Origin of the sequence: Pseudomonas sp. NFX71, assembly GCF_048079215.1 — a bacterium.
GTDB lineage: Bacteria > Pseudomonadota > Gammaproteobacteria > Pseudomonadales > Pseudomonadaceae > Aquipseudomonas > Aquipseudomonas fluorescens_B.
Window position 1 is genome coordinate 3,926,165 of sequence record NZ_CP182230.1, and the last position, 19,334, is coordinate 3,945,498.

At 57.9% G+C, this 19,334-nt stretch carries 24 protein-coding genes; all 24 read left to right on the plus strand.

Annotated elements, in window-relative coordinates; translation table 11 throughout:
- Positions 1 to 5 precede the first annotated feature (5 nt).
- Positions 6 to 413, plus strand: a complete 408-nt coding sequence (locus tag ACM1ZW_RS18165; protein WP_017337477.1) for a hypothetical protein — start codon at positions 6 to 8, stop codon at positions 411 to 413.
- Positions 410 to 1,696: a type III secretion system ATPase SctN gene (gene sctN / locus ACM1ZW_RS18170; RefSeq protein WP_414878612.1), complete on the plus strand. Its 1,287-nt coding sequence runs from the start codon at positions 410 to 412 to the stop codon at positions 1,694 to 1,696. The genes ACM1ZW_RS18165 and sctN overlap by 4 nt, the downstream gene beginning before the upstream one ends.
- The gene (locus ACM1ZW_RS18175) at positions 1,680 to 2,135 is read left to right on the plus strand and encodes a type III secretion protein (RefSeq protein ID WP_017337479.1); all 456 of its coding nucleotides are present in this window, start codon (positions 1,680 to 1,682) and stop codon (positions 2,133 to 2,135) included. The genes sctN and ACM1ZW_RS18175 overlap by 17 nt, the downstream gene beginning before the upstream one ends.
- Positions 2,132 to 2,980 (plus strand): hypothetical protein, encoded by an 849-nt coding sequence (locus ACM1ZW_RS18180; protein WP_416738982.1) that lies wholly within the window; start codon positions 2,132 to 2,134, stop codon positions 2,978 to 2,980. The genes ACM1ZW_RS18175 and ACM1ZW_RS18180 overlap by 4 nt, the downstream gene beginning before the upstream one ends.
- Positions 2,977 to 3,900: a FliM/FliN family flagellar motor switch protein gene (locus ACM1ZW_RS18185; protein WP_416738983.1), complete on the plus strand. Its 924-nt coding sequence runs from the start codon at positions 2,977 to 2,979 to the stop codon at positions 3,898 to 3,900. The genes ACM1ZW_RS18180 and ACM1ZW_RS18185 overlap by 4 nt, the downstream gene beginning before the upstream one ends.
- Positions 3,897 to 4,559, plus strand: coding sequence for an EscR/YscR/HrcR family type III secretion system export apparatus protein (locus tag ACM1ZW_RS18190; RefSeq protein ID WP_416738984.1), 663 nt, complete (start codon positions 3,897 to 3,899; stop codon positions 4,557 to 4,559). The genes ACM1ZW_RS18185 and ACM1ZW_RS18190 overlap by 4 nt, the downstream gene beginning before the upstream one ends.
- A gap of 10 nt (positions 4,560 to 4,569) precedes the next feature.
- The gene (locus ACM1ZW_RS18195) at positions 4,570 to 4,824 is read left to right on the plus strand and encodes an EscS/YscS/HrcS family type III secretion system export apparatus protein (protein WP_017337483.1); all 255 of its coding nucleotides are present in this window, start codon (positions 4,570 to 4,572) and stop codon (positions 4,822 to 4,824) included.
- A gap of 4 nt (positions 4,825 to 4,828) precedes the next feature.
- Complete coding sequence (gene sctT, locus ACM1ZW_RS18200; RefSeq protein WP_017337484.1) at positions 4,829 to 5,635, plus strand: type III secretion system export apparatus subunit SctT; 807 nt, start codon at positions 4,829 to 4,831, stop codon at positions 5,633 to 5,635.
- Positions 5,610 to 6,644, plus strand: a complete 1,035-nt coding sequence (locus ACM1ZW_RS18205; RefSeq protein WP_416738985.1) for an EscU/YscU/HrcU family type III secretion system export apparatus switch protein — start codon at positions 5,610 to 5,612, stop codon at positions 6,642 to 6,644. Before sctT ends, ACM1ZW_RS18205 begins: the two co-directional genes overlap by 26 nt.
- A gap of 119 nt (positions 6,645 to 6,763) precedes the next feature.
- A complete protein-coding gene (sicA, locus tag ACM1ZW_RS18210; protein ID WP_017337486.1) occupies positions 6,764 to 7,246 on the plus strand; it encodes a type III secretion system translocator chaperone SicA in 483 nt (160 codons plus the stop codon).
- Positions 7,247 to 7,248: 2 nt separating this feature from the next.
- Positions 7,249 to 9,012 carry a type III secretion system translocon subunit SctE gene (gene sctE / locus ACM1ZW_RS18215; RefSeq protein ID WP_017337487.1) on the plus strand — a complete coding sequence of 588 codons (1,764 nt, stop codon included), beginning with the start codon at positions 7,249 to 7,251 and terminating at the stop codon, positions 9,010 to 9,012.
- 24 nt (positions 9,013 to 9,036) lie between these two features.
- Complete coding sequence (locus ACM1ZW_RS18220) at positions 9,037 to 10,104, plus strand: cell invasion protein (protein WP_416738986.1); 1,068 nt, start codon at positions 9,037 to 9,039, stop codon at positions 10,102 to 10,104.
- 14 nt (positions 10,105 to 10,118) lie between these two features.
- Complete coding sequence (locus ACM1ZW_RS18225) at positions 10,119 to 11,207, plus strand: IpaD/SipD/SspD family type III secretion system needle tip protein (RefSeq protein ID WP_017337489.1); 1,089 nt, start codon at positions 10,119 to 10,121, stop codon at positions 11,205 to 11,207.
- Positions 11,208 to 11,325: 118 nt separating this feature from the next.
- Positions 11,326 to 11,577 (plus strand): acyl carrier protein, encoded by a 252-nt coding sequence (locus ACM1ZW_RS18230; protein WP_416740821.1) that lies wholly within the window; start codon positions 11,326 to 11,328, stop codon positions 11,575 to 11,577.
- A gap of 47 nt (positions 11,578 to 11,624) precedes the next feature.
- Positions 11,625 to 12,866 (plus strand): class I SAM-dependent methyltransferase, encoded by a 1,242-nt coding sequence (locus ACM1ZW_RS18235; protein ID WP_416738987.1) that lies wholly within the window; start codon positions 11,625 to 11,627, stop codon positions 12,864 to 12,866.
- Positions 12,867 to 13,279: 413 nt separating this feature from the next.
- Positions 13,280 to 14,518 carry a winged helix-turn-helix domain-containing protein gene (locus ACM1ZW_RS18240; RefSeq protein ID WP_416738988.1) on the plus strand — a complete coding sequence of 413 codons (1,239 nt, stop codon included), beginning with the start codon at positions 13,280 to 13,282 and terminating at the stop codon, positions 14,516 to 14,518.
- Between the two features lie 26 nt (positions 14,519 to 14,544).
- Entirely contained in the window at positions 14,545 to 15,006 is a 462-nt protein-coding gene (locus ACM1ZW_RS18245) for a transglycosylase SLT domain-containing protein (RefSeq protein WP_144425234.1), read from the plus strand.
- A 118-nt stretch (positions 15,007 to 15,124) separates the two neighbouring features.
- The gene (locus tag ACM1ZW_RS18250) at positions 15,125 to 16,291 is read left to right on the plus strand and encodes a PrgH/EprH family type III secretion apparatus protein (RefSeq protein WP_416738989.1); all 1,167 of its coding nucleotides are present in this window, start codon (positions 15,125 to 15,127) and stop codon (positions 16,289 to 16,291) included.
- A 16-nt stretch (positions 16,292 to 16,307) separates the two neighbouring features.
- Positions 16,308 to 16,568 (plus strand): type III secretion system needle filament subunit SctF, encoded by a 261-nt coding sequence (gene sctF / locus ACM1ZW_RS18255; protein WP_017337497.1) that lies wholly within the window; start codon positions 16,308 to 16,310, stop codon positions 16,566 to 16,568.
- A gap of 57 nt (positions 16,569 to 16,625) precedes the next feature.
- A complete protein-coding gene (gene sctI / locus ACM1ZW_RS18260; RefSeq protein WP_017337498.1) occupies positions 16,626 to 16,934 on the plus strand; it encodes a type III secretion system inner rod subunit SctI in 309 nt (102 codons plus the stop codon).
- The gene (locus ACM1ZW_RS18265) at positions 16,931 to 17,653 is read left to right on the plus strand and encodes an EscJ/YscJ/HrcJ family type III secretion inner membrane ring protein (RefSeq protein ID WP_414883429.1); all 723 of its coding nucleotides are present in this window, start codon (positions 16,931 to 16,933) and stop codon (positions 17,651 to 17,653) included. The genes sctI and ACM1ZW_RS18265 overlap by 4 nt, the downstream gene beginning before the upstream one ends.
- Complete coding sequence (locus ACM1ZW_RS18270; protein ID WP_414883430.1) at positions 17,637 to 18,206, plus strand: secretion system protein; 570 nt, start codon at positions 17,637 to 17,639, stop codon at positions 18,204 to 18,206. The genes ACM1ZW_RS18265 and ACM1ZW_RS18270 overlap by 17 nt, the downstream gene beginning before the upstream one ends.
- Complete coding sequence (locus ACM1ZW_RS18275; RefSeq protein WP_416738990.1) at positions 18,178 to 18,864, plus strand: oxygen-regulated invasion protein OrgB; 687 nt, start codon at positions 18,178 to 18,180, stop codon at positions 18,862 to 18,864. Before ACM1ZW_RS18270 ends, ACM1ZW_RS18275 begins: the two co-directional genes overlap by 29 nt.
- Positions 18,861 to 19,307 carry a hypothetical protein gene (locus ACM1ZW_RS18280; RefSeq protein ID WP_416738991.1) on the plus strand — a complete coding sequence of 149 codons (447 nt, stop codon included), beginning with the start codon at positions 18,861 to 18,863 and terminating at the stop codon, positions 19,305 to 19,307. Before ACM1ZW_RS18275 ends, ACM1ZW_RS18280 begins: the two co-directional genes overlap by 4 nt.
- The last annotated feature ends 27 nt before the right edge of the window (positions 19,308 to 19,334 follow it).

Sequence of the window (19,334 nt, forward strand, 5' to 3'; positions counted from 1 at the left end):
TGTAAATGAGACCGATCGATATTGCTGACCTGCTGCGTGAAGCACTGCGACACAGCGGCTGCATGGACAGCCAGATAGGGCACTTCGACAGCCACAGCACCATTGAAATGCAGATGAAAAACCTGCCCGATGTCAGCGTGGCCGTGGTGGAAGGCGATGTGTGGATCTGGGCCGCCGTCGCGCAGGCGACCCCCGGCGTCATGAACCATTGCGCCTTCGAATTGATGCAGTTCTTGCTGGAAGGCAATGCTTTTTCTCGCACCGGCCAACTGCACCTGTGCGAAGTCCAGGGGCAGCTCGAACTGCGCTTGATGGCCAATGACCACGCCCTGGGGGACGCCGAGCGTTTCGCGCAGGCCCTGGATGCTTTTGTGCAGTCGATTGAAACACTGTGCGAACTGTTGCGCCGATGAGCATCCGGCTGGAACGGCAGGCCGCCCATCCCTTGCGTTTGAGCGGTCCTTTGATCGAAGCGGCGCTGGACGATGTGGTGGTCGGCGAGGTCTGCGAAGTGCGTCGTCATTGGCGTTCGCCGCTCGTGGCGGCCCGGGCGCAAGTCATCGGCTTCAAACCCGGCGCCGTACTGCTCAGTTTGCTCGGCGACGCCAAAGGATTGTCCAGGCAGTCGATGATTGTCCCGACGGGTTCGACATTGCGCCTGAGTTGCAGCGATGCCTTGCTGGGCAGCGTGGTCGATCCCCAGGGCAATATCGTCGAGCGACTGGCACCGTCGACAGCCTTCGAGCCGCAGGATTATCCGGTGGATGCCGACCCGCCGTCGTACCACCAGCGTCGGCCGGTAGCAGAACCGCTGAGCACCGGAGTCCGCGTTATCGATGGCTTGTTGACCTGCGGTGTCGGTCAGCGCATCGGTATTTTTGCCGCGGCCGGGTCCGGCAAAACAACCTTGATCAATATGCTGATCAGCCACACCGATGCGGACGTTTTCGTCATTGGCCTGATCGGCGAACGCGGGCGTGAAGTGACCGAGTTCATTGAACATCTGCGCCAATCCACGAAGCGATCACGTTGCGTGGTGGTGTTTGCCACATCGGATTTTTCCTCGGTGGACCGCTGCAATTCAGCGTTGCAGGCGACAGCCATCGCCGAGTATTTCCGCGATCAGGGCCAGCGTGTGGTGCTGTTGCTGGACTCGTTGACCCGTTACGCCCGTGCTCGCCGCGACCTGGCCCTGGCCGCGGGTGAAGCGCCGGCCCGGCGCGGCTATCCGGCGTCGGTGTTCGATGCGCTGCCACGTTTGCTGGAGCGGCCCGGCGTGACGGCTTCCGGGAGTATTACCGCCTGGTACACGGTCCTGCTCGAGAGTGACGATGAACCGGACCCGATCGCCGAAGAGATTCGCTCCATTCTCGACGGCCACATTTACCTCAGTCGTGCCCTGGCGGCCAAAGGTCATTACCCGGCGATCGATGTCCTGCGCAGTGTCAGCCGCGTGGCGACGCAAGTCACCAGCGCGCAGGTGCAACAACTGGCGGCGTCGACCCGTGAAACCCTGACGCGCCTGGAGCAGTTGCAGATTTTCCTCGACATGGGCGAATACACCCAGGGCGCCGATGCCGCCAACGACCAGGCCTTGCAGCGTCGCGAAGCCTTGACTCACTGGCTGCGTCAGCCGACGGACGAATGTTGCGAGCCTGACGAAACCCTGCGGAGCCTCAATGAACTCATTGCCTGACCGGCGCCGCCTGTTGGTGTTCAGCCAGTTCCGTCAGCAACGCGGTGAACAGGCCGTGCTGCGCACCCAACAACAGTTGCAGCCGCTGCGGGGGGAACTTGCCGGTTTCGAGGGGCAAGAGGCCTCGCTGCAAAACCTGCTGGCCAGCCATCGCGCCACCGATTGCGTTCTGGATCATGGGCAGTTGCTGGCGTTGCTGCGAACCCAGGCGGTCATCCGGCGGCAGATTGATCTGGTACGCCTTGAGCGCGACCGCGTGGACGGGCAGTGCAGGCAGATCGAGCTGTCGTTGCAAGCGCAACGCGAGCAACTGCGTGGCCTGCAGCGTAAACACGACACATACCAACGGTCGGTGCAGCAACTGGTGCGCGCGCAACGGCTGGAGCAGGTGCGCCGGGAAGAACGGGAGACAGAAGAGATGACTGGAGTAAAGCGATGAAGGGGGTTTCTACGGTTTCACCGGGACCGGCGCCAACGCTGGAACCTGCTACCGAGGGTTCTGCAGATGAACTGCGCGACACACTTGTACCGGCGCAAGAAGATGAGCTGCCGCAAGGTGTGCAGGATTTGCTTGCAACGCTGATTGTGCGTCATCGGCCTGTCATGGAGGCTGGCCGCAAAGGGGCCGGGCATTCGTTGATCTCCGCCCAGGGGGTCCCGGAGCTGATGTCTCATCCGCAACCGGTCCGGTTCCCCGGCCAGCCAGTCCAACCTTCGTTGAAACAACGAATGGAGGTTGTTGCCCCGGCCTTCGACAGGGTGGCCATGCCTGCGCAAGGGATTCCAGGGCGCATTGACGTGAACCCACATTCGTCGAGTACGGCTGAATCGCTGCCGGTCGAGCGGACAGCCACCGCCAGTACCCCGGCAACACTCGCCGCCGACGCGCCACCGCCCGAAGCACTGATGAACTTTCACTCCGTGCGGCATGCACCTGCGGCCGCAGCGGTTTCCATCCCCTTGCCCCCGATGCCTATGCCCAAGCCAGCCCTCGACATGATGATCGAAACGCTGCCCGGTTCCAGCCGTGGCCTGCTGCAGGTGCCCTTCAACAAAGGCGCCGCCAGCGGGCAAGTGACGATTTCCCGATTGCCCGACGAGCCCACTCAGAACTTGCTGCTCAGCCCGAGCAACACCCTGGTCTTCGAACAACTCAAGGCACCTTTTGAACTGGCTCGGGATCCCGGCTGGCGGTTGACCGACGACGGTGGCGAGCAGCAGCACCAAGGCTCCCATCACTCGCCGGATGAAGAGCAGACGGAGCAGCAGGAATTTCCAGCATGAGAGCGCTGACGTTGCGCCGGGTCGACGCAACGGCGCACGCCCGTACGCAAGCAGTTCAACGCTGGTGCGATGCCGGTCATGGTGCCGGCGTGGGCAGACCGGACCGAATGCCCGGCTACTTGCGGTTTTGCGCTCGCAGCAAGGAAGGGGACTGGCATGGCCTGATCCTGGCCCGCGACTGGCTGGATCAAGCATTACCGCAGTTGCGCTCATTGCTGATCGTCGAGTGCCCGCCGGCGAGCATCGTCGAGTTGTTCCGGGCTGTGCCGCGACCGCTGCCCATGGTGGACGAGCTGTCTTATCAAGCGTTGGTCGATCTCGAATTGATCGACGCCCCGGCCGAACTGCCGGCGCACGATTTGCTTTGGCTCGACACGGCTCATGGGCGCGTGTGGTTGACGCAGTTGCCACCGACACAGGCGTCCCGTCGCTCGCCTGGACCGTGGTCATGGCTGGCTGATTTGCCGCTTCGCCTGCAACTGCTGCTGGGCTTCAGCCACCTGCGTCCAGTGCGGCTGGGGCAGGGCGACGTCCTGCGCATCACCCACCGGACAGACCAATGCCTGTTGGCCGATCAATGCATCGGTGTGTTCACGTTCACTGAAGAGGGATTACACATGCAATCGACGGTTGCCGATTCAAATCAACAGACGGATGGCCCAGCCGATGCGGACATCGAACTGGGTGCTTTGCCGGTGCGCCTGGAATTCCTGCTCGCCGCTCATGAGATCGACCTGGGGACGTTGTCACAGATCATCGATGGCCAGCTCATTCCGCTGGCGGCCGATGTCGCCCGGCACATCGAGGTTCGCGCCAATGGCAAGCGCGTGGCCCGTGGGGAACTGGTGCAGCTGGACGATCAGTTGGGTGTGGAGTTGCTCGAAGTCTATCGGAACGACTTATCGGAACAGCGGCGATGAATGATGTCTCGCTGATTGCGCTGCTGGCGTTCGCTTCACTGCTGCCGTTCCTGGTGGCCGCCGGTACCTGTTACATCAAGTTTTCCATCGTGTTTGTCATCGTGCGCAACGCGCTGGGATTGCAGCAGGTGCCGTCGAACATGGCCCTCAACGCGATCGCCTTGATGCTGGCGATTTTCGTGATGACGCCGGTCATGAAGCAGGGTTACGGCTACTACAAGGAAGAAGCGGTGGCCTTCACCGACATCGAGTCGGTGGTGAACTTTGCCGAGAACGGTCTGGGTGGCTACAAGGATTACCTGCGCAAATACACTGACCCCGAACTGGCCCTGTTCTTCGAGCGTGCACAAGCGGTCCAGAGTAGTGATGCCGGGGTGGAGCTGCCCGCTGATGAACAACTCACACCTTCACTGTTTTCGCTGTTGCCGGCCTATGCGCTGAGTGAAATCAAAAGCGCATTCAAGATCGGTTTTTATCTCTATCTGCCGTTTGTGATCGTCGATCTGGTGATCTCCAGCATCCTCCTGGCGCTGGGCATGATGATGATGAGTCCGGTGATCATTTCGGTGCCGATCAAACTGGTGTTGTTTGTCGCGCTGGATGGCTGGGCGTTGCTGTCGACCGGTCTGGTCAAGCAATACCTGACGTTGCTGACATAGGGGAATAGAAATGAACGATCTGGTCTATGCCGGCAATAAAACCCTGTACCTGATTCTGTTGATGGTGGCCTGGCCGATCATTGTCGCCACGGTGGTCGGCCTGGTGGTGGGGTTGATTCAGACCGTGACCCAGTTGCAGGAGCAGACACTGCCGTTCGGATTCAAGTTGATGGCGGTGGCGGCGTGCCTGTTTCTGCTCTCGGGCTGGTATGGCGAAACCCTGCTCGATTTCAGCCGTGAAGTCATCCGTCTGGCATTGGGTTAGACCGATGTCGGTGACGCTGTTTTTCGATCTGTACGCGCTGTTCGCGGCGGCGGTCCTGGGGGTTGCACGGCTGGCGCCGATTTTTTTCATGTTGCCGTTTCTCAACAGCGGCGTGCTGACCGGGGCACCGCGCCAGGCTGTCATCGTGCTGGTGGCGTTGGGGTTCTGGACCTCTGTCGGCGAGCCGCTGCCGCGCCTCGACGGGTTGGCATTCTTAGGCTTGTTGCTGCGCGAGGCCGGCATTGGCGTACTGCTGGGCTGCCTGCTGTGCTGGCCGTTCTGGGTGTTGCACGCCATGGGTAACCTGATCGATAACCAGCGCGGGGCAATGCTCAGCAGTACGGTGGACCCGGCCAACGGCGTCGATACGTCGGAGCTGGCGAATTTTCTCCAGTTATTCGCCGCCGCGGTTTATCTCGAAGGTGGCGGCATGCTGTTGATGCTCGAAACCGTCGGCCACAGTTATCGCATTTGTACGCCGGCAAACGGCTGTGAGATGCACCTGCCAGCCGTGCTGAGTCTGCTGGATGCGCTGGTGAGCAAAACCCTGGTGATCAGCGCGCCGGTGGTGGCGACGCTGCTGGTCAGCGAAGCGCTCCTTGGATTGCTCTCGCGTTATGCACCGCAAATGAATGCATTCTCGGTGTCGCTGACGGTCAAGAGCCTGGTGGCGCTGGTGGTGCTGATGCTGTACTTCGGCGTGCACTTGCCCGACGAAGTCCTGCGCATGGGGAGCAAGTCCCAGGCGCTGGAGCACTATCTGGCTGGCGACGGGGAGGGTGGCGATGTCGTCCAGCGCCTCGAAGACTGAGAAGCCCACCCCGAAGAAACTGCGGGATGCGTCGCGCAAGGGGCAGACGTTCAAGGCCAAGGATCTGGTCGTCACCTGCCTGACCCTATGCGGCATCACCTACATGGTGTTCAACAGCTCGTTGCTTGAGGTCATGGAAGTCTACCGGCGCATCATCGCCAGCGACTTTGATGCCGACCTGCAAAAGTACTCGGCGATGTTGGTGGTGGTCGGGCTCAAGGCACTGCTGCCGCTGCTGTTGGTGTGTGTCTTGACCAGCGCGTTGCCGGCGTTGCTGCAAAGCGGTTTTGCCCTGGCCAGCGAAGCCTTGAAGCTGAATCTCGGGGCGCTGAACCCGATCAATGGCTTCAAAAAACTGTTCAGCCTGCGCACGGTCAAGGACACGGTCAAAGCGCTGTTGTACCTGGGCAGCTTTGCCCTGGCGCTGTGGATTGTCTGGGTCACCCAGCGGCAATTGCTGTTTGCCCAATTGTTTGCCCAGACCCCGGAGCTGTTCGCGATCTGGGGGCACTTGCTGCTGGTGCTGGTGTTGGCGTTTCTGGGCTGCGTGCTGTTGATCGTGGTGCTCGATGCGCTCAGCGAGTACTGGCTGTTCATGAAAGACCAGATGATGGACAAGGACTCGGTCAAGCGCGAACACAAGGAGCAGGACGGCAATCCCGAAATCAAGGGTCGCCGGCGTGACCTGCACCGGGAGTTGCTGTCGGAGCAGGTCAAGTCCGATGTGCGCAGCTCGCGGATGATCATCGCCAACCCCACCCACATTGCCATCGGCGTGTATTTCCGTCCGGAAATCACCGTGCTGCCGTTCATCTCCCTGATGGAAACCAACCAGCGCGCCCTGGCCGTTCGAGCGTATGCCAAAGAGGTCGGCGTACCAGTGATCAACGACATCGCCCTGGCCCGACGGATCTTCAAGACCCACCAGCGCTACAGCTTCCTCCAGGTGCAGGAAGTCGAGGAAGTCCTGCGCCTGTTGATCTGGCTCGAGCAGGTGGAGCAGGCCTGATCCCCCCCTTTCTTTATCCATCCCATCGTTGGCATGAGCGCAATTTGGCAGCGGGTCTGCCAGCGCTTTGGCTCAATGCGTTCGTCAGCGGCGCTGACGTTTTTTCAGGAGTGTGGCCGATGAGTCGCAACAACCAACAAGACGAGCAAATCGCTCTGGAAATCGTGGATGCCGTGCTCGCGGGGGCGCCGTTAAAGGACGTGCAGGGTCTCAGCGACGAGCACATGGACGGTCTTTATGCCTTTGCTTACCAGTTTTATGAGCAAGGCCGGCTGGACGATGCCGAGAAGTTCTTTCACTTCCTGTGCATCTACGACTTTTACAACAGCCAGTACTGGATGGGATTGGCGGCGGTGTACCAGCTCAAGCAAAACCATCAGAAAGCAATCGACCTGTACGCCATCGCCTTCGCCCAGGGCAAGAACGATTACCGACCGATGTTCTACAGCGGTCAGTGCCAGCTTGCCCTGGGCAAGATCGGCAAGGCCAGGTTGTGTTTCGGGTACGTACTGGAGCAGGCCACGGAAGAGGACCTGCGCAAACAGGCACAGGTGTATCTCGACACCTTGGCTCACATTGAAATGGACTGTTCGGAGGACTGAACATGAGTGAAATCAGAAGTACATTCAACCCGGCTTATGCCGGAGGGCTCAGCCGTACCGAAGCCTTTGAGATCTACGGCAAAGCCGCCAGCCAGGCAGCCAGAACGGTGGATTTTCAGAAGGCTGGCCAGGACGCGCTGGCCGGTTTGATGTCGGTGAATTACGACGGCGAGCACGGTAAATCCACAGCCACCCCGGGGCGTCCACAGTTGCATCTGCCACTGGCCCGCACGAGTGGCAAAGAGTCGGAAGGCGATTTGTTCACGCTGCTGATGGCGATGATCAGCGAGCTGATTGGCGAGGTCGACGTCAACAAGCTGAAAAACCGTTTGGCGATGTTGCAGAGCATGGCCGGTGCCAAGCAACAGGGGCATGAAAAACTGGCGTCTGATTATGCTGAGGCCGTCGCGGCTCTGGAAGCCGCCGAGGGCGCAGTTGGCGGCAGTCAGGAACAGCTCGAGAAATTGCGCGAGCGGGTTCAGCAACTCCAGGGCTTGCTGGACGAAAGCGAGGCGCGTCTGGCGAAGCTGGACCCCGAATCACCCGAGTATGCGAGTGAGTTGGCGCGTCGCGACCAGCTCAAAGGCGAGTTGGCGACTCATACCCAGACCTTTGAAAAAGCCACCGATGCCCATCTGAAATTGATCGAAACCGCCAACGCCGCCGCAAAAGTCCTCGCGATCGTGACCGCAAAAGTCCTCGAGGCAGGCGTCGGCGGACCTCAGGTTAAACAATCGGATGAAAAGGCGCTGAGCAGCAGCGCACTGGCCCTGCTGAACCGCTTGAAGATCATCGAGTTGCTCGGCGAGTCGGCGCAGAACAAGGAGGAGCTCAATCAGGAGCTGTTTCTGGAATTGCAGGCCAAGTTGCAGGAGAAAATGCAACTCGAGTCGGAAAAGTACCTGGAAGAAGTGCGTAAAGCCGAAGCGTTGCAGAGGACCATGGGCTGCATCGGCAAGATCGTTGGCGCCTTGGTGGCCATCGCCACCATCGCCGCCGGCGTTCTGACCGTCAACCCTGTCCTTATCGCGGTAGGTGTGATCGGGGCCGCGGTCATGATTGCCGATGAGGTGGTCAAGGAACTCACGGGCGTGTCGTTCATGGCCGAGGCGATGAAGCCGCTGATGACGGTGATGCAGGAAGCCATCCAGTTCTTTACCGACCTCTACACCAAAGCGCTCGTGGCGTTTGGTGTCGATTCCGAAACGGCGAAGGAAATCGCGCAAATCGCCGGCATGATCGCGGGCATCGCCGCCACCATTGCTGCCATCGCATTGGCCGCCATCGTCGGGGTTCAGGTAGTCGGGCCGATGATCGGCGCAGTCGCTTCGAGACTGGCATCCGTGGTGGCGCAGGCCGCTCCCGCCGCAGTGCAGGCAATGAAACAGGTGGCTTCCTCGGTCGGCAACACGCTGACTCAGATGCTGACCCAAATACGCAGTTTAGTTACCAAAGGCGCAGATGCCGTATCCCTGGCCCGTTACACCTCCAATCTCGAAATCGCTCAAGCCCTCACCGAGTTTGGCGGCGTGGCAGCCCAGGGCGTGCTGGGAGTCCGAAGCGGCGTGCATCAGGCCCAGGCGGCCGAACACCTGGCGGACGTGAAGGTGCGCATGGCAATCAGCGAAGAAATTACCTCCTACCTCACTCGGCTGGTCGAAGACTACGGCAAGGCGATGCAAGACCGGACCCGGCATATCGAACATGTTTTTGCCGATATGCAACGCAGTCACTCCGTCAGCCTGCAAATGGTCAGACACGTCTGAACCCACTCATAAAAGGTATTTGTCATGACCACGATCAACAACACCGGGGTGGTGTTTTCACGCCCAATGATTAGCCAGCAAGATGCGCTTCTTACTCAGAAAAGACCCGACGCGCTCAAAGAGCTTTCCCTTAGTAATGCGCTCACTGACAAGCAGATTCTTAATGACTCTTTGACCCGGACTCCTTTAACGGTGGAGCTCCAGAGCGCTATTGACGCCTACCAGATCGGGGAATCCGACTGGCAGGATTTTGCCGCAACCGCACTGATGCTCAACGATGAGGTCCGCGAAGATTTGGTGTTTGACCCAGGTGCCTGGGAGAAACACGCCAACGTGCTGGTCGCCGCGATCATCGCGTTGAACATCGCGCGGGTCGCCAATGCCCAACTGCGCGGGCATTTCAGTGTGATGGCCGCTGATGCCGCCAAGTCCCAGGGCGCCGCCATCATGGAATCCGGCAAGGCCGCCATGTACAGCGCCATTACGGCAGCAGTCGTCTCCGGTGCCATCGCCGGGTTTGCCATGGCCAAGACCTTTCAGGGGCAAGGGCTCAAGCATACGGATATCGACCTGCATAAGCGCAGTTCCCTGGACGCCGGCAACATCGAACGTGACCTTAAACATGATCGCAGTCGCGGTGACTGGAACCCGGAAACGACCTACAAGATCAAGGTGTTCGATGACTTTGGCCGGACGAAATCGGTGGATTTCAAACCTCAGGGTTCGACCCTGACACCCAAGGAGCAGGCATGGTTCGACGGTGAAATTCTCAAGGCGCAAAAGGTTGGCCAGACGTCGGACTGGCTCAGCCAGATGGGCAGCAAAGGCATTGAGAAGAAACTTGATATCGGCCGCGCGCTAAACGCCATTTCGATGGGCATGAGTCAGATGGTCTCCAGCATGGTTCGCATGGCCGAGCATGCGGCGCGGGAGAAAGAGGTATTGCAACAAAGTGCGCAAAACACGCAGAAGAGCTTGAGCGATGAAATTGGGCAGAAAGACTCGGCGGATTCGGCGCTGTTGCAAAAGCTCATGGATATCGTGATGCAGCTGTTTCAATCGCGGATTGAAGTCATTGGCAAAATGGCCTGAGTAGGGACGAAAATATGAGAATTTCCGATTTCACACCACCAGCGGCTAATCTGTCGGTCGATTTCAATGTTGTGACCAACGCACCTTTACCAACTGAAATGCCCCTCGAGGCTCAGGCCGCTTTTTCCCTCGCGCAATTGCTGGAGCGTTCGGCAAAGGTATTGAATCGCAATCTTGAAAATATGCTCAAGTGCCAACCGGCCGCCAAAAAAATGGTTGAGAACCTGTTGGCTGGCGGAGCGGCGCAAACCCTCATCGCGGAGTTTGGCGAGCGGGTTCAAACGAAAGACCTTCGCTGGCAAATGTGGGCACAGTATTTACCCCAATATGGTGCGGTGATGACGCATTGCCGGGAAACCCTGCCGATGGAACAGCGTCAGCGCCTTGATGCTGCGCAGGAAACTATCTTGCTCGGCCTGGGAGCAGGACAACCGCTGCCAACGCAAATCGACGAGAAGTTCAGTCAGAGTGTCAGTTCGTCTGATGATTTCTTCGACAAACTGCTCGAATTGATCGACCTGATCAAGAACGGCTACCTGGCCGGTTATGAACATATCATCAAGGCTTACTCGGACTTCTTTGCCGATTTCAACAAAGACATTACCGCAATGATGAAGGAGTGGATTGAAGGCACGAATGACGGGAAGGAAGTCGAAATAAACGCGGGCGCGATCAGGATCGCTTTGCAGAAGCTGATTGAAAAGTACTCACCTCCGAATCCGACGGCAGTATTGTTCCCGGCCCCAGGCATGGGCGGTGCTACAAAGGAGGAGGCAGAAAAATGGCTTAAAGCGTTAGGCTTGCCGGCCTCCTGCCTCCACCAGAACAATGACGGTACGTACAGCGTGGTCATGGACCTTAGCCCGTTGATCACCATGAGGGACAGTCTGCCACCTGACGTTTACGAGATTATTTGGGACACCGCCAAATTCCAGGCCTGGCAAACCGGCTTCAATGCCCAGGAAGAACGCATGAAAAACATGCTGCAATCCTTCACCCAGAAGTACTCCAACGCCAACTCCTATCATGACAACTTCAACAAGACGTTGTCTGCTCATCTTAGTCAGTATGCGGACATGCTTAAGGCGATGTTGAATTTCTGATCTAAGAAGTTTTTACGAAATACGTGGTTTTAAATGTTTATAACAGACGCGGTTTCGAACCTGTCAGGTCGGAGCTGTGTCTGTTGTTCTGTGGTTTCGATTGATAGCGGTGATCAGGATGCGGAGTAGTGATCTTGAAATTGAATGTCAGGTAATAAAAACCTTGTCGGATTATCTTTCGGTGGGCCACGGGGCAATCAAAACCAGTTCGCGGTTGGTGGAGGATTTGTATTTCGATTCCATGAGCATTATCGAGGTTGTCATGATGCTTAATGAAACATTTGGCGTCGAATTACCTGCCGTCGCGGTGTCCGAATGGAACACGGTCGCGGATATTCGAAATTTGGTGATACGTGTAAGGGACGTATGATGCCGAGTGGTGCGGGCTTTTTATTTTTAAGTTTGACAGGCGTTTAAATGATTAATGGTGTTGGCGGAAGTTCTCAGGTTCTAGCGGTGTCTAATATGCATTTGGCTGGCGCTGTTTTGCATGAGGTATTGCCATCGTATGAAAGACTGGATGTTCGAAGTGAATATTTTCTGGGTGATTTTTTAAGTCTTCACGGTGCACAGATCGGTAGGGATAGCGATGTTAGAGAAATGATGACCTATCATTCAGATAATAGTGATTGGTCCATTACTCCAGCGTGTAAAGAACAGTTGATGAGTGCGCTGATGGACCTTGTGCCTGAAGGCGGCAGTCAGGTGCATAATCGTGTTTTTCTTGATGCGATACGCGATTGGTATCAGGGTTTGGATAGTGCAAGTAAAGTCGATAATTACACAGCGGCTAAAGATCACTTGAGCGATAAAGGAAAAAATATCGCCAAAATGATTTTGCAAGCTAATCACAATCTTGGCAGTGGTTCTAATGAAATTCGGTTGCTGGATGTTGGTGGTAATGACGGGAAGCTCACGTCTTATGTTGCATCGCATATTGGCGATTATTTGCATGTGCCCATCAGCCCCTATGTCCTTGAGATCGAAACAGGTATAGCTTGGGATCACAATAGCAAGGTCGTTTCACTTGTTCAAAGCGAAATGTCTCGCCCCGTTAAAACTATTTATTACGACGGCAGTGACATGGCTTCTGGCAGAGTATCTGGTCAGGATGAGGGTAATCCACTTTCAGATGGTAAGGGCTTCGATTGTGCAATGTACCAGCACTCGCTGCATCATTTCCCCAGTCCGGAAATTCAGCAGGAAAGCCTGGCACGAATTTCCGAACTTCTAAATGATGGAGGCGTACTGACAATAACAGAACATAACAGCGTTTTAGGCGGGCATGAGCTTGACTTGATGCATATGGTGCTGCAAGTGTATGTGGAACTTCATCAGAATCCCGATATTTCAAGCTCGGAGTTGGAGGCTGTATTCAATGAGTTTGTTGAAAAAGAAACGCCCGCTAATTTTTTCTCCCAAACAAGACTTGTCGATATGGCGCAAAAAGTCGGGCTGACGCCGAGCAGCGTAACTGCGGTGGGAGAAAAGGCTGACCGAACTTACTCGATGACTTTCGTAAAAGACGGAGGGCTGCGCCTGGATCGCGATCGTTCATTCGAAGCGCTTGTTGATCCGGATTCATTAAAGGCCGGTATGAAAAAGTTTGAGACATCTTCTATGTTTAGTGGGAGTCGATCTTTGGATGGGATGTTTTAACCTGTAGTCAGTGGCTGTGTGTAAGCCGAGCTGATTGAATGTGTTATGGCGAATGCCTGGTTTGGAGCCAAGGCTTTTCAATCTGCAGTGCTCACGGCACTGCAGATTTTTTGTGTGGCAAGGCTGTTTTGTGACTTTGAGTGGTGCGATTTTCCAAAGGCTTTTATTGTAGAAATCGGCCTACATGCTTAGTCGTATATTCCTCTTTTGTCTGTGGCGTTTTCCTACGGAATTGTCTCTACCAACTTTCTATAGTCGCGCAGCTTTCATCTTCAAGCCGGTTCAATAACGGCTTGATCGCGCTTCAGTACCTTTCTATAGAGAAGTCTCCGAGTATGGACAGTGCCACTGATCAATCGCCATTCAGGTCGTTCGTTTTCGACCGTTGGCTACTGCAAAGCGATGGAACGCTGATGCGAGACGGACATGGAGTTCACGTCCCCCCCAAAGAGCTGAACGTACTGCGCCTGCTGCTCGGTTCGGCCGGCACAGTGATCAGCAAGGATTATTTGCTCGACATGGTATGGCCCGATGCCGATGCCGCCGAGGAATCGTTGACTCGCTGCATTTATGCCTTGCGCAAGCTGCTCAAGGAGAACAAGGATTTCATTGCGACGGTGTATGGCCAGGGTTACCGATTCACTTGTCCGGCTGTCGAACTCGACGGGCCGAGCCAGGCGAGAACGTCAGCACCCTCGCTGGCCGTTTTGCCTTTTCGCCATCTGCACGAGTCAGCCGCACTGGATTTGCAGGACGCAATGACCCGCCAGTTGTCCATGGCATTCGGCGATGCGCTGCACGTCATCCCCTCAGGTTTGATGGCTGCTTATGGCCAGTCGACCGACGCCCGTTATCTGGTCGAGCGTTTGAAGCCTGACTTTTACCTCAGCGGTCGTTGCACGCTCCGGGATGACCCGTCGCAATGGTCAATCGAGTTGATCCGTAGCAGCGATCATGTGCTGCTTCATGGACAAAGCGTGGGCGGAGGGGACCTGGGGGAGGGGCTCGGTGCATTGACCTGTCTTGTTGCCCAGCGCCTACCGGGACTGCGTCCTTCTGAAAGGGGCTGTGCTTCCTATCCGGCCCTGGTCGCCTATCTCAATGGTTTGTGCAATGTGGAGCGGCACACGCCACAAAGCCTGCGCGATGCGCTGGTGCAGTTTCGATACAGCCTGCAACTGGATGACCGTTATGCCCCTGTCTGGCGTGGCGTGGCCGATGTCTGGCTGGGCCAGGCGATGCTCGGGTTATGTGAGCAGGGGCATGCGCTGGATGAAGCTCATCTGGCAATTTCCAGGGCGTTGCCGCTGGACCCGGGGAGTACGCAAACCATCGCGCGGCTAGCCCTGCTGACCAGCCTTCGCGGATGCGAGGAGGCTGCGCAGGTGCTTTTTCAGCGCTGCCTGTCGAGCGCCGATCAGGCTGATGTTCATTACTTTCACGCCTGGCATCACTGGTATTGGCAGCGCCATGATCTGGCGATTCAAAGCATCGACAAGTGTCTGCGCCACGACGCGAACTGCATGCGGGCGCAGATTTTTCGGGTACGTATCGCCCTTGTCGGTGATCCCCAGGAAGCCGTGATGATGCATCGCGCAATGCAAGGCAACCGGCAAGCCGCGTCGTTTGACAGCGGCAGGCGGTTGGCATGATCCGCTGGGGCACTGGCGGCCTTCTGATGCTGATGTCTCTGGGTGCGGTTCCGGCGTATGCCTATTGTTGGGTCTCGGCGGGGCAGCAACATGCCATCGAGCCCGAGCTGCTTCAGGCCATTGCCGACGTCGAGTCGGGACAAATGGCGGACGCGATGAATTACAACAAGAATGGCACCCGCGATATCGGGCTGATGCAAATCAACAGCAGTCATCTGCACCGACTGAGCGCACAGGGCATTACCGAGCAGCGTCTGTTGGATGAGCCTTGTCTGTCGGTCGAAGTCGGGGCGTCGGTGCTGGCCGGTTTTGTATCACTTTATGGCTACAACTGGACGGCCGTGGGGGCCTATAACGCCGGCAATGCTCCGGGTCGGCAGGCGGCCCGTCTGCGTTATGCGCGCAAGGTCTGGCAACGCTACCAGACCTTGATGCCAAACACGCTTGCGCAGCCGCAGGACCTACTGGAGAAAACCCCGCGGCGTTAGCCCGGTCCATTCGGGTGGGATTCTGATCCCGCCCGGGGCCGTTCGGCAGAATTCGATCAGGAACTTCCCGGGCAGCGCTTCTAGGATGGGTTTTCATTCACTGCCTGGAACGTGATCGGTGACAGAACTGTCAGCCCCCCCTCTACAGCCCTGTGTTCTGCGGATCCTCAACGGCCCGCTTCAGGGGTGCGAATTCCCGCTTGGTGAGCCTCGAACGCTGTTCATTGTCGCACCGCTCGATTTGTTGGGCCGAGAAGCTCATTCAATCAGCGTTCCCGAGGATGCCATCTTCATTCCCTTGGACGCGGGCGGCTGCAATTTCGAGGTGCTGCTGGCAGACGGCGGGCAGGGCGGTGTGACCTTGCGACTGCTCAACGAGCACGGAGAAACCCGGCAGTGCGAATTCCAGCATCTGGAGCAGATCGGTGACTTGCAGGTGGCCTTGCGCGGTGAAGACCAAGGCTGGGCACCTGAACTCCTCGGCAAACAGCCCCCTTCTTTGACCGAAACGACTGCCCGCCACTGGCCGCAGCCAACCCTCGTCAAATGGGGCGGCGCAGGGTTGGCCCTCGTGCTGCTGATCACTTCGTTAGGCTTTTGGTCAGTGCCCGAGCCGGCGCCCGAGACCGATGTTCGCAGCCTGATTGGCGGCGCCAGTGCCGAGGTCGACGTGGTGCAGGGGCGGGACAAAACGGTTTACGTGTTTGTCGCTTCCGAGCGGGACGCCGGTTGGAGCCGGCAGGTGTTGATGCGCAACAACGGGGTGTCCGGCAAGGTGTTGGTGATCGATCAGGAGCGCCGTCGGCTGGAGAAACTGCTGGTCGACCACGACCCGCAACTGGCCTGGCATTCCCTCGACCTCAAGGACCCCGCGGTGCCGCGGCTGCTGCTCAGTGCCCAGCGCAATCTGCTCACGCCGCAAATGCAGGCGCAACTGCTCGACGTCTTGCTCAAGGCCGCGCCTTACGCTCGGGAAGTGACGGTTCAGGTCCAGGACGACAACCTGCTGGCAGACCTGGCCGAACAGGGGTTGCGTCGCCTTTCTCTGGCGTTCGACCGCGTCGGGCACGACGACAGTGTCACGTTCGCCATCGAAGGCGATTTGCAGGATTCCGAGTTGGCTGCGGCTCGCCAATACGTCGACGGCTTTTATCGGCAGTGGGGTGACCGCTACGTGAACTTCGCTGTCGCGCTCAAGGATGACTCGCTCAAGGGCAAGTCGTTTCAAACCGGCCCTCAGGGCTACATCAAGATGACGTCGTCGTCTTGGCATTTTCCCAAGTAAATCTAGAAGGTGACACATGTCTGGTATCGATTTCCCAATCGACTTTCACGATGATTTTCTCGGACGTCAGGCCGAAGCGTTCGAAAACGGTGCAGCAGGGCTCAAGACTGCTTTGGACAAGGCACTGGAGGATCTCAAGCTGGATGCGTCAGATCCCGGGAAGCTGGCGGCTTACCAGACCGCATTCTCCTCCTATACCGTATTCCGAAACGCCCAGACCAACACGATCAAGGGCTTCAAGGACATCGACATGGCGATCATCCAGGCCGCTCGCTGATTCCATTCCTTTTGACTGGCCATCGTTGTTCGGTGGCCATTTTCATGAGTGCACTGCATGTCTATTCAAAGCATTTCCCGTTCGTTCATTGAGCCCACGGCCGTTACTGAACTGCGCAGCCTGCAGGAAGGCCCGATCGTTTCCCTTGAAAATCGACTGATCGACGCGTTCGCCGGTGCAGCGGTCAACAGCGGCCAGGACGTGTCGTCGATCAATCAACTGATGCAGCGCCCTGATATCACCAGCCCCGAAGTATTGGCGCAGCTGCAGGAGCAAATGGGGCAATACAACGTCGACATCAATTTGCTCAACGTGTTGGTCCGTAAGGCTGTGAGCACCGCCGAAACGTTGTTGCGCGCGTCATGAGGGCGGGTGCGTTGCTGATGTTCCTGTGTCTGGCGTTGGTCGGCTGCCGGCAGCCGAGTCTGCTGGAAGGGCTCGATCAACAGCAGGCCAACGAAGTGCTTTCAGTCCTGCAACGCAACAACATCGCGGCGACGAAAGTCGACGCCGGCAAAACCGGGTACGCGGTGAAAATCAACCCGGTCGATTTCTCCGCCGCTGTCGATTTGCTCAACCTCTATTCGCTGCCGTCCAGGCCACGACTGCAAGTGGCGGAGATGTTTCCCAGCGATTCGCTGGTCGCTTCCCCCAGGGCTGAAAAGGCACGGCTTTACTCGGCGCTGGAACAGCGAATCGAACAGTCCCTGGGTCTGCTCGAAGGTGTGGTGTCGGCGCGGGTCCATGTCAGTTATGACCTGGATGCCGGTGAAGGCGGACGCAAGGCCGGGCCCATTCACCTGGCGGCCGTGGCCATTCATGAGCGAGACATCGAGCCACAGTTGCTGATTACCGACATCAAGCGCTTTCTCAAAAACAGTTTCGCCGCCGTCGAGTACGCAAACATCTCGGTGGTGTTGTCACAGCGCTCGCCCACGCAGCACGTCGCGCCGTCGATGTCAGCAACGCAAAGTGATTCGCGCCCGGTCTGGCTGCTGGCGTCGTTGGCTGCGGTGCTGTTGGCAGGTTGTGCAGGGTTAGGTTATCGACTGTTGAAAGGGGCGCCGCGTGACATCGTGCGCTGAACGCCTGCGGCGGATTCTTGCGGAGCCGCTGGATTATGTGCACCCGCAGCGGTTGAACATACCGATGGGGTTTGACAGCCCCGATGCTCGGCGCGTGCTCAACCGGATGCTTCTGGAAGGGCTTGGCGAGCAAGGACCATGGCCCCCGATGCCGCTGACGGCCGTCGCACAGCAGTGGATCCGGCAGTGGCGACAATTGCCTTACATCGCGTGCCTGATGGGTGCCTGGCGACTGTGTCCACAGCTCGCGCGAGGCGGTGCATTGCAGCAGTTGCCGATGCCGTTACGTCAATTCGCCAATTGCAGACCGGGGCCTCGCGCCAGCGTGCCGCTTGAGTCGTCATCGGAACCGTTGAAGCAAGTTGAAGCGGCGGGCTTCAACGCGCTGTCGGGTTTGTCCGGGTTCCTGCCGCCGCTGCTGCTCGAGCGGCTGGCGTTGCAATTCTCTCCACACGTGGTCGGCCTGCACACCCAGTGGCCGGCGACAGAAGCCGATCCGGCTCTTTTCTTTCTGGCGGTGCAGCATGCTCGACTCCATCCGAATCCTGACTGATGTGCCGGCATCGAGTGATGCCCTCGTGGCTCGCGCAGACCTCGACGCGGCGCGCCAGCGGCGCTCATTACAGCAACAGGCGCAACGCCGGGCCCGTGAATGCGTCGAGCAGGCTCAATCTGAAGCCCAGGCCATTCGTGCCCAGGCGTTTCAGGAGGGTTATGCAAATGGCATTCTGCGCGCCGCCGAAAACCTGGCGAACGGTTTGCTCGAGTCGCAGACGCTCGGGCTGCAGTTGCGCAAGGATCTGGCTCAGGCCGCGCGTCAGTTACTGCAAGAATTGCTGACGCGCGTTGAATGGCTGGATGAAATGCTCGAGCGCTGGCTGACGGAGCGGTCCGACACCGGGGCGCCGCTGCAGGTGGTGCTGCCTGCGCGCTGCAAACCTCAAGGTCAGGCGCTGCGGCTGCGCTTGCAAGGACTTTGGCCTGGCGCACTGGTGCTCGACTATCAACCCGAGGAGCGTTACGTGTTCCGTCTGTCCGATCAATTGCTTGAGTTTGATATCGAATCGGTCTGCCAACGACTGGAGCCACAGTTGTTGGCCCGACTGGGAAATCTGCCCGAGTCGGTGCGATGTCTCGATCAGGCCTCGATGATGCGTTTGGGTGAGCTGTGTTCAGGTTTCGGTACGAATCCTGTCGGAGGTGTGGAATGAAGATTGAAACGGTGATGAACACTCATCGGCTTGAGCAGATGTCTGCGGTCGTGCCGCTTGACTCACGCCTGTTGCAGGCGTCCGGCATAGCGCCCGATGTCAACGGCAGCAAGCGACCCGGCCCGGACCCCGAATTCGATGAGTTGTATCAGCGGCTATTGGCAATGGAGGGGCAGGGGGAAAAGGCCATCTACGAGTTCCTGCGTTCGCTGCGTGGCACGGACGGAGTCACACCGGCGTATCCAAGTGCGAAGGCGTTGATGGCTGTGACGCTGCAATTATTGGTTCGCTTGAAAGACGACGGGTTGGAAAAAACACAGCTCTATAAGGAGATCAAAGGCGCCAACGGTATGGCCTTCAGCATGAATGTGTTTGTCATGAGTTACACACGCGATGTGTTCCAGCCGATCGGCGACGATGCATGGGAAAAGAGCGAGTGGTGAGGCAGGGAAAACAACCCGCATAACAAT

Bases quoted from the DNA above. Each gene is read 5' to 3' on its own strand.
- ACM1ZW_RS18165 (WP_017337477.1), top strand. From the start codon at position 6: ATGAGACCGATCGATATTGCTGACCTGCTGCGTGAAGCACTGCGACAC.
- sctN (WP_414878612.1), top strand. From the start codon at position 410: ATGAGCATCCGGCTGGAACGGCAGGCCGCCCATCCCTTGCGTTTGAGC.
- ACM1ZW_RS18175 (WP_017337479.1), top strand. From the start codon at position 1,680: ATGAACTCATTGCCTGACCGGCGCCGCCTGTTGGTGTTCAGCCAGTTC.
- ACM1ZW_RS18180 (WP_416738982.1), top strand. From the start codon at position 2,132: ATGAAGGGGGTTTCTACGGTTTCACCGGGACCGGCGCCAACGCTGGAA.
- ACM1ZW_RS18185 (WP_416738983.1), top strand. From the start codon at position 2,977: ATGAGAGCGCTGACGTTGCGCCGGGTCGACGCAACGGCGCACGCCCGT.
- ACM1ZW_RS18190 (WP_416738984.1), top strand. From the start codon at position 3,897: ATGAATGATGTCTCGCTGATTGCGCTGCTGGCGTTCGCTTCACTGCTG.
- ACM1ZW_RS18195 (WP_017337483.1), top strand. From the start codon at position 4,570: ATGAACGATCTGGTCTATGCCGGCAATAAAACCCTGTACCTGATTCTG.
- sctT (WP_017337484.1), top strand. From the start codon at position 4,829: ATGTCGGTGACGCTGTTTTTCGATCTGTACGCGCTGTTCGCGGCGGCG.
- ACM1ZW_RS18205 (WP_416738985.1), top strand. From the start codon at position 5,610: ATGTCGTCCAGCGCCTCGAAGACTGAGAAGCCCACCCCGAAGAAACTG.
- sicA (WP_017337486.1), top strand. From the start codon at position 6,764: ATGAGTCGCAACAACCAACAAGACGAGCAAATCGCTCTGGAAATCGTG.
- sctE (WP_017337487.1), top strand. From the start codon at position 7,249: ATGAGTGAAATCAGAAGTACATTCAACCCGGCTTATGCCGGAGGGCTC.
- ACM1ZW_RS18220 (WP_416738986.1), top strand. From the start codon at position 9,037: ATGACCACGATCAACAACACCGGGGTGGTGTTTTCACGCCCAATGATT.
- ACM1ZW_RS18225 (WP_017337489.1), top strand. From the start codon at position 10,119: ATGAGAATTTCCGATTTCACACCACCAGCGGCTAATCTGTCGGTCGAT.
- ACM1ZW_RS18230 (WP_416740821.1), top strand. From the start codon at position 11,326: ATGCGGAGTAGTGATCTTGAAATTGAATGTCAGGTAATAAAAACCTTG.
- ACM1ZW_RS18235 (WP_416738987.1), top strand. From the start codon at position 11,625: ATGATTAATGGTGTTGGCGGAAGTTCTCAGGTTCTAGCGGTGTCTAAT.
- ACM1ZW_RS18240 (WP_416738988.1), top strand. From the start codon at position 13,280: ATGCGAGACGGACATGGAGTTCACGTCCCCCCCAAAGAGCTGAACGTA.
- ACM1ZW_RS18245 (WP_144425234.1), top strand. From the start codon at position 14,545: ATGCTGATGTCTCTGGGTGCGGTTCCGGCGTATGCCTATTGTTGGGTC.
- sctF (WP_017337497.1), top strand. From the start codon at position 16,308: ATGTCTGGTATCGATTTCCCAATCGACTTTCACGATGATTTTCTCGGA.
- sctI (WP_017337498.1), top strand. From the start codon at position 16,626: ATGTCTATTCAAAGCATTTCCCGTTCGTTCATTGAGCCCACGGCCGTT.
- ACM1ZW_RS18265 (WP_414883429.1), top strand. From the start codon at position 16,931: ATGAGGGCGGGTGCGTTGCTGATGTTCCTGTGTCTGGCGTTGGTCGGC.
- ACM1ZW_RS18275 (WP_416738990.1), top strand. From the start codon at position 18,178: ATGCTCGACTCCATCCGAATCCTGACTGATGTGCCGGCATCGAGTGAT.
- ACM1ZW_RS18280 (WP_416738991.1), top strand. From the start codon at position 18,861: ATGAAGATTGAAACGGTGATGAACACTCATCGGCTTGAGCAGATGTCT.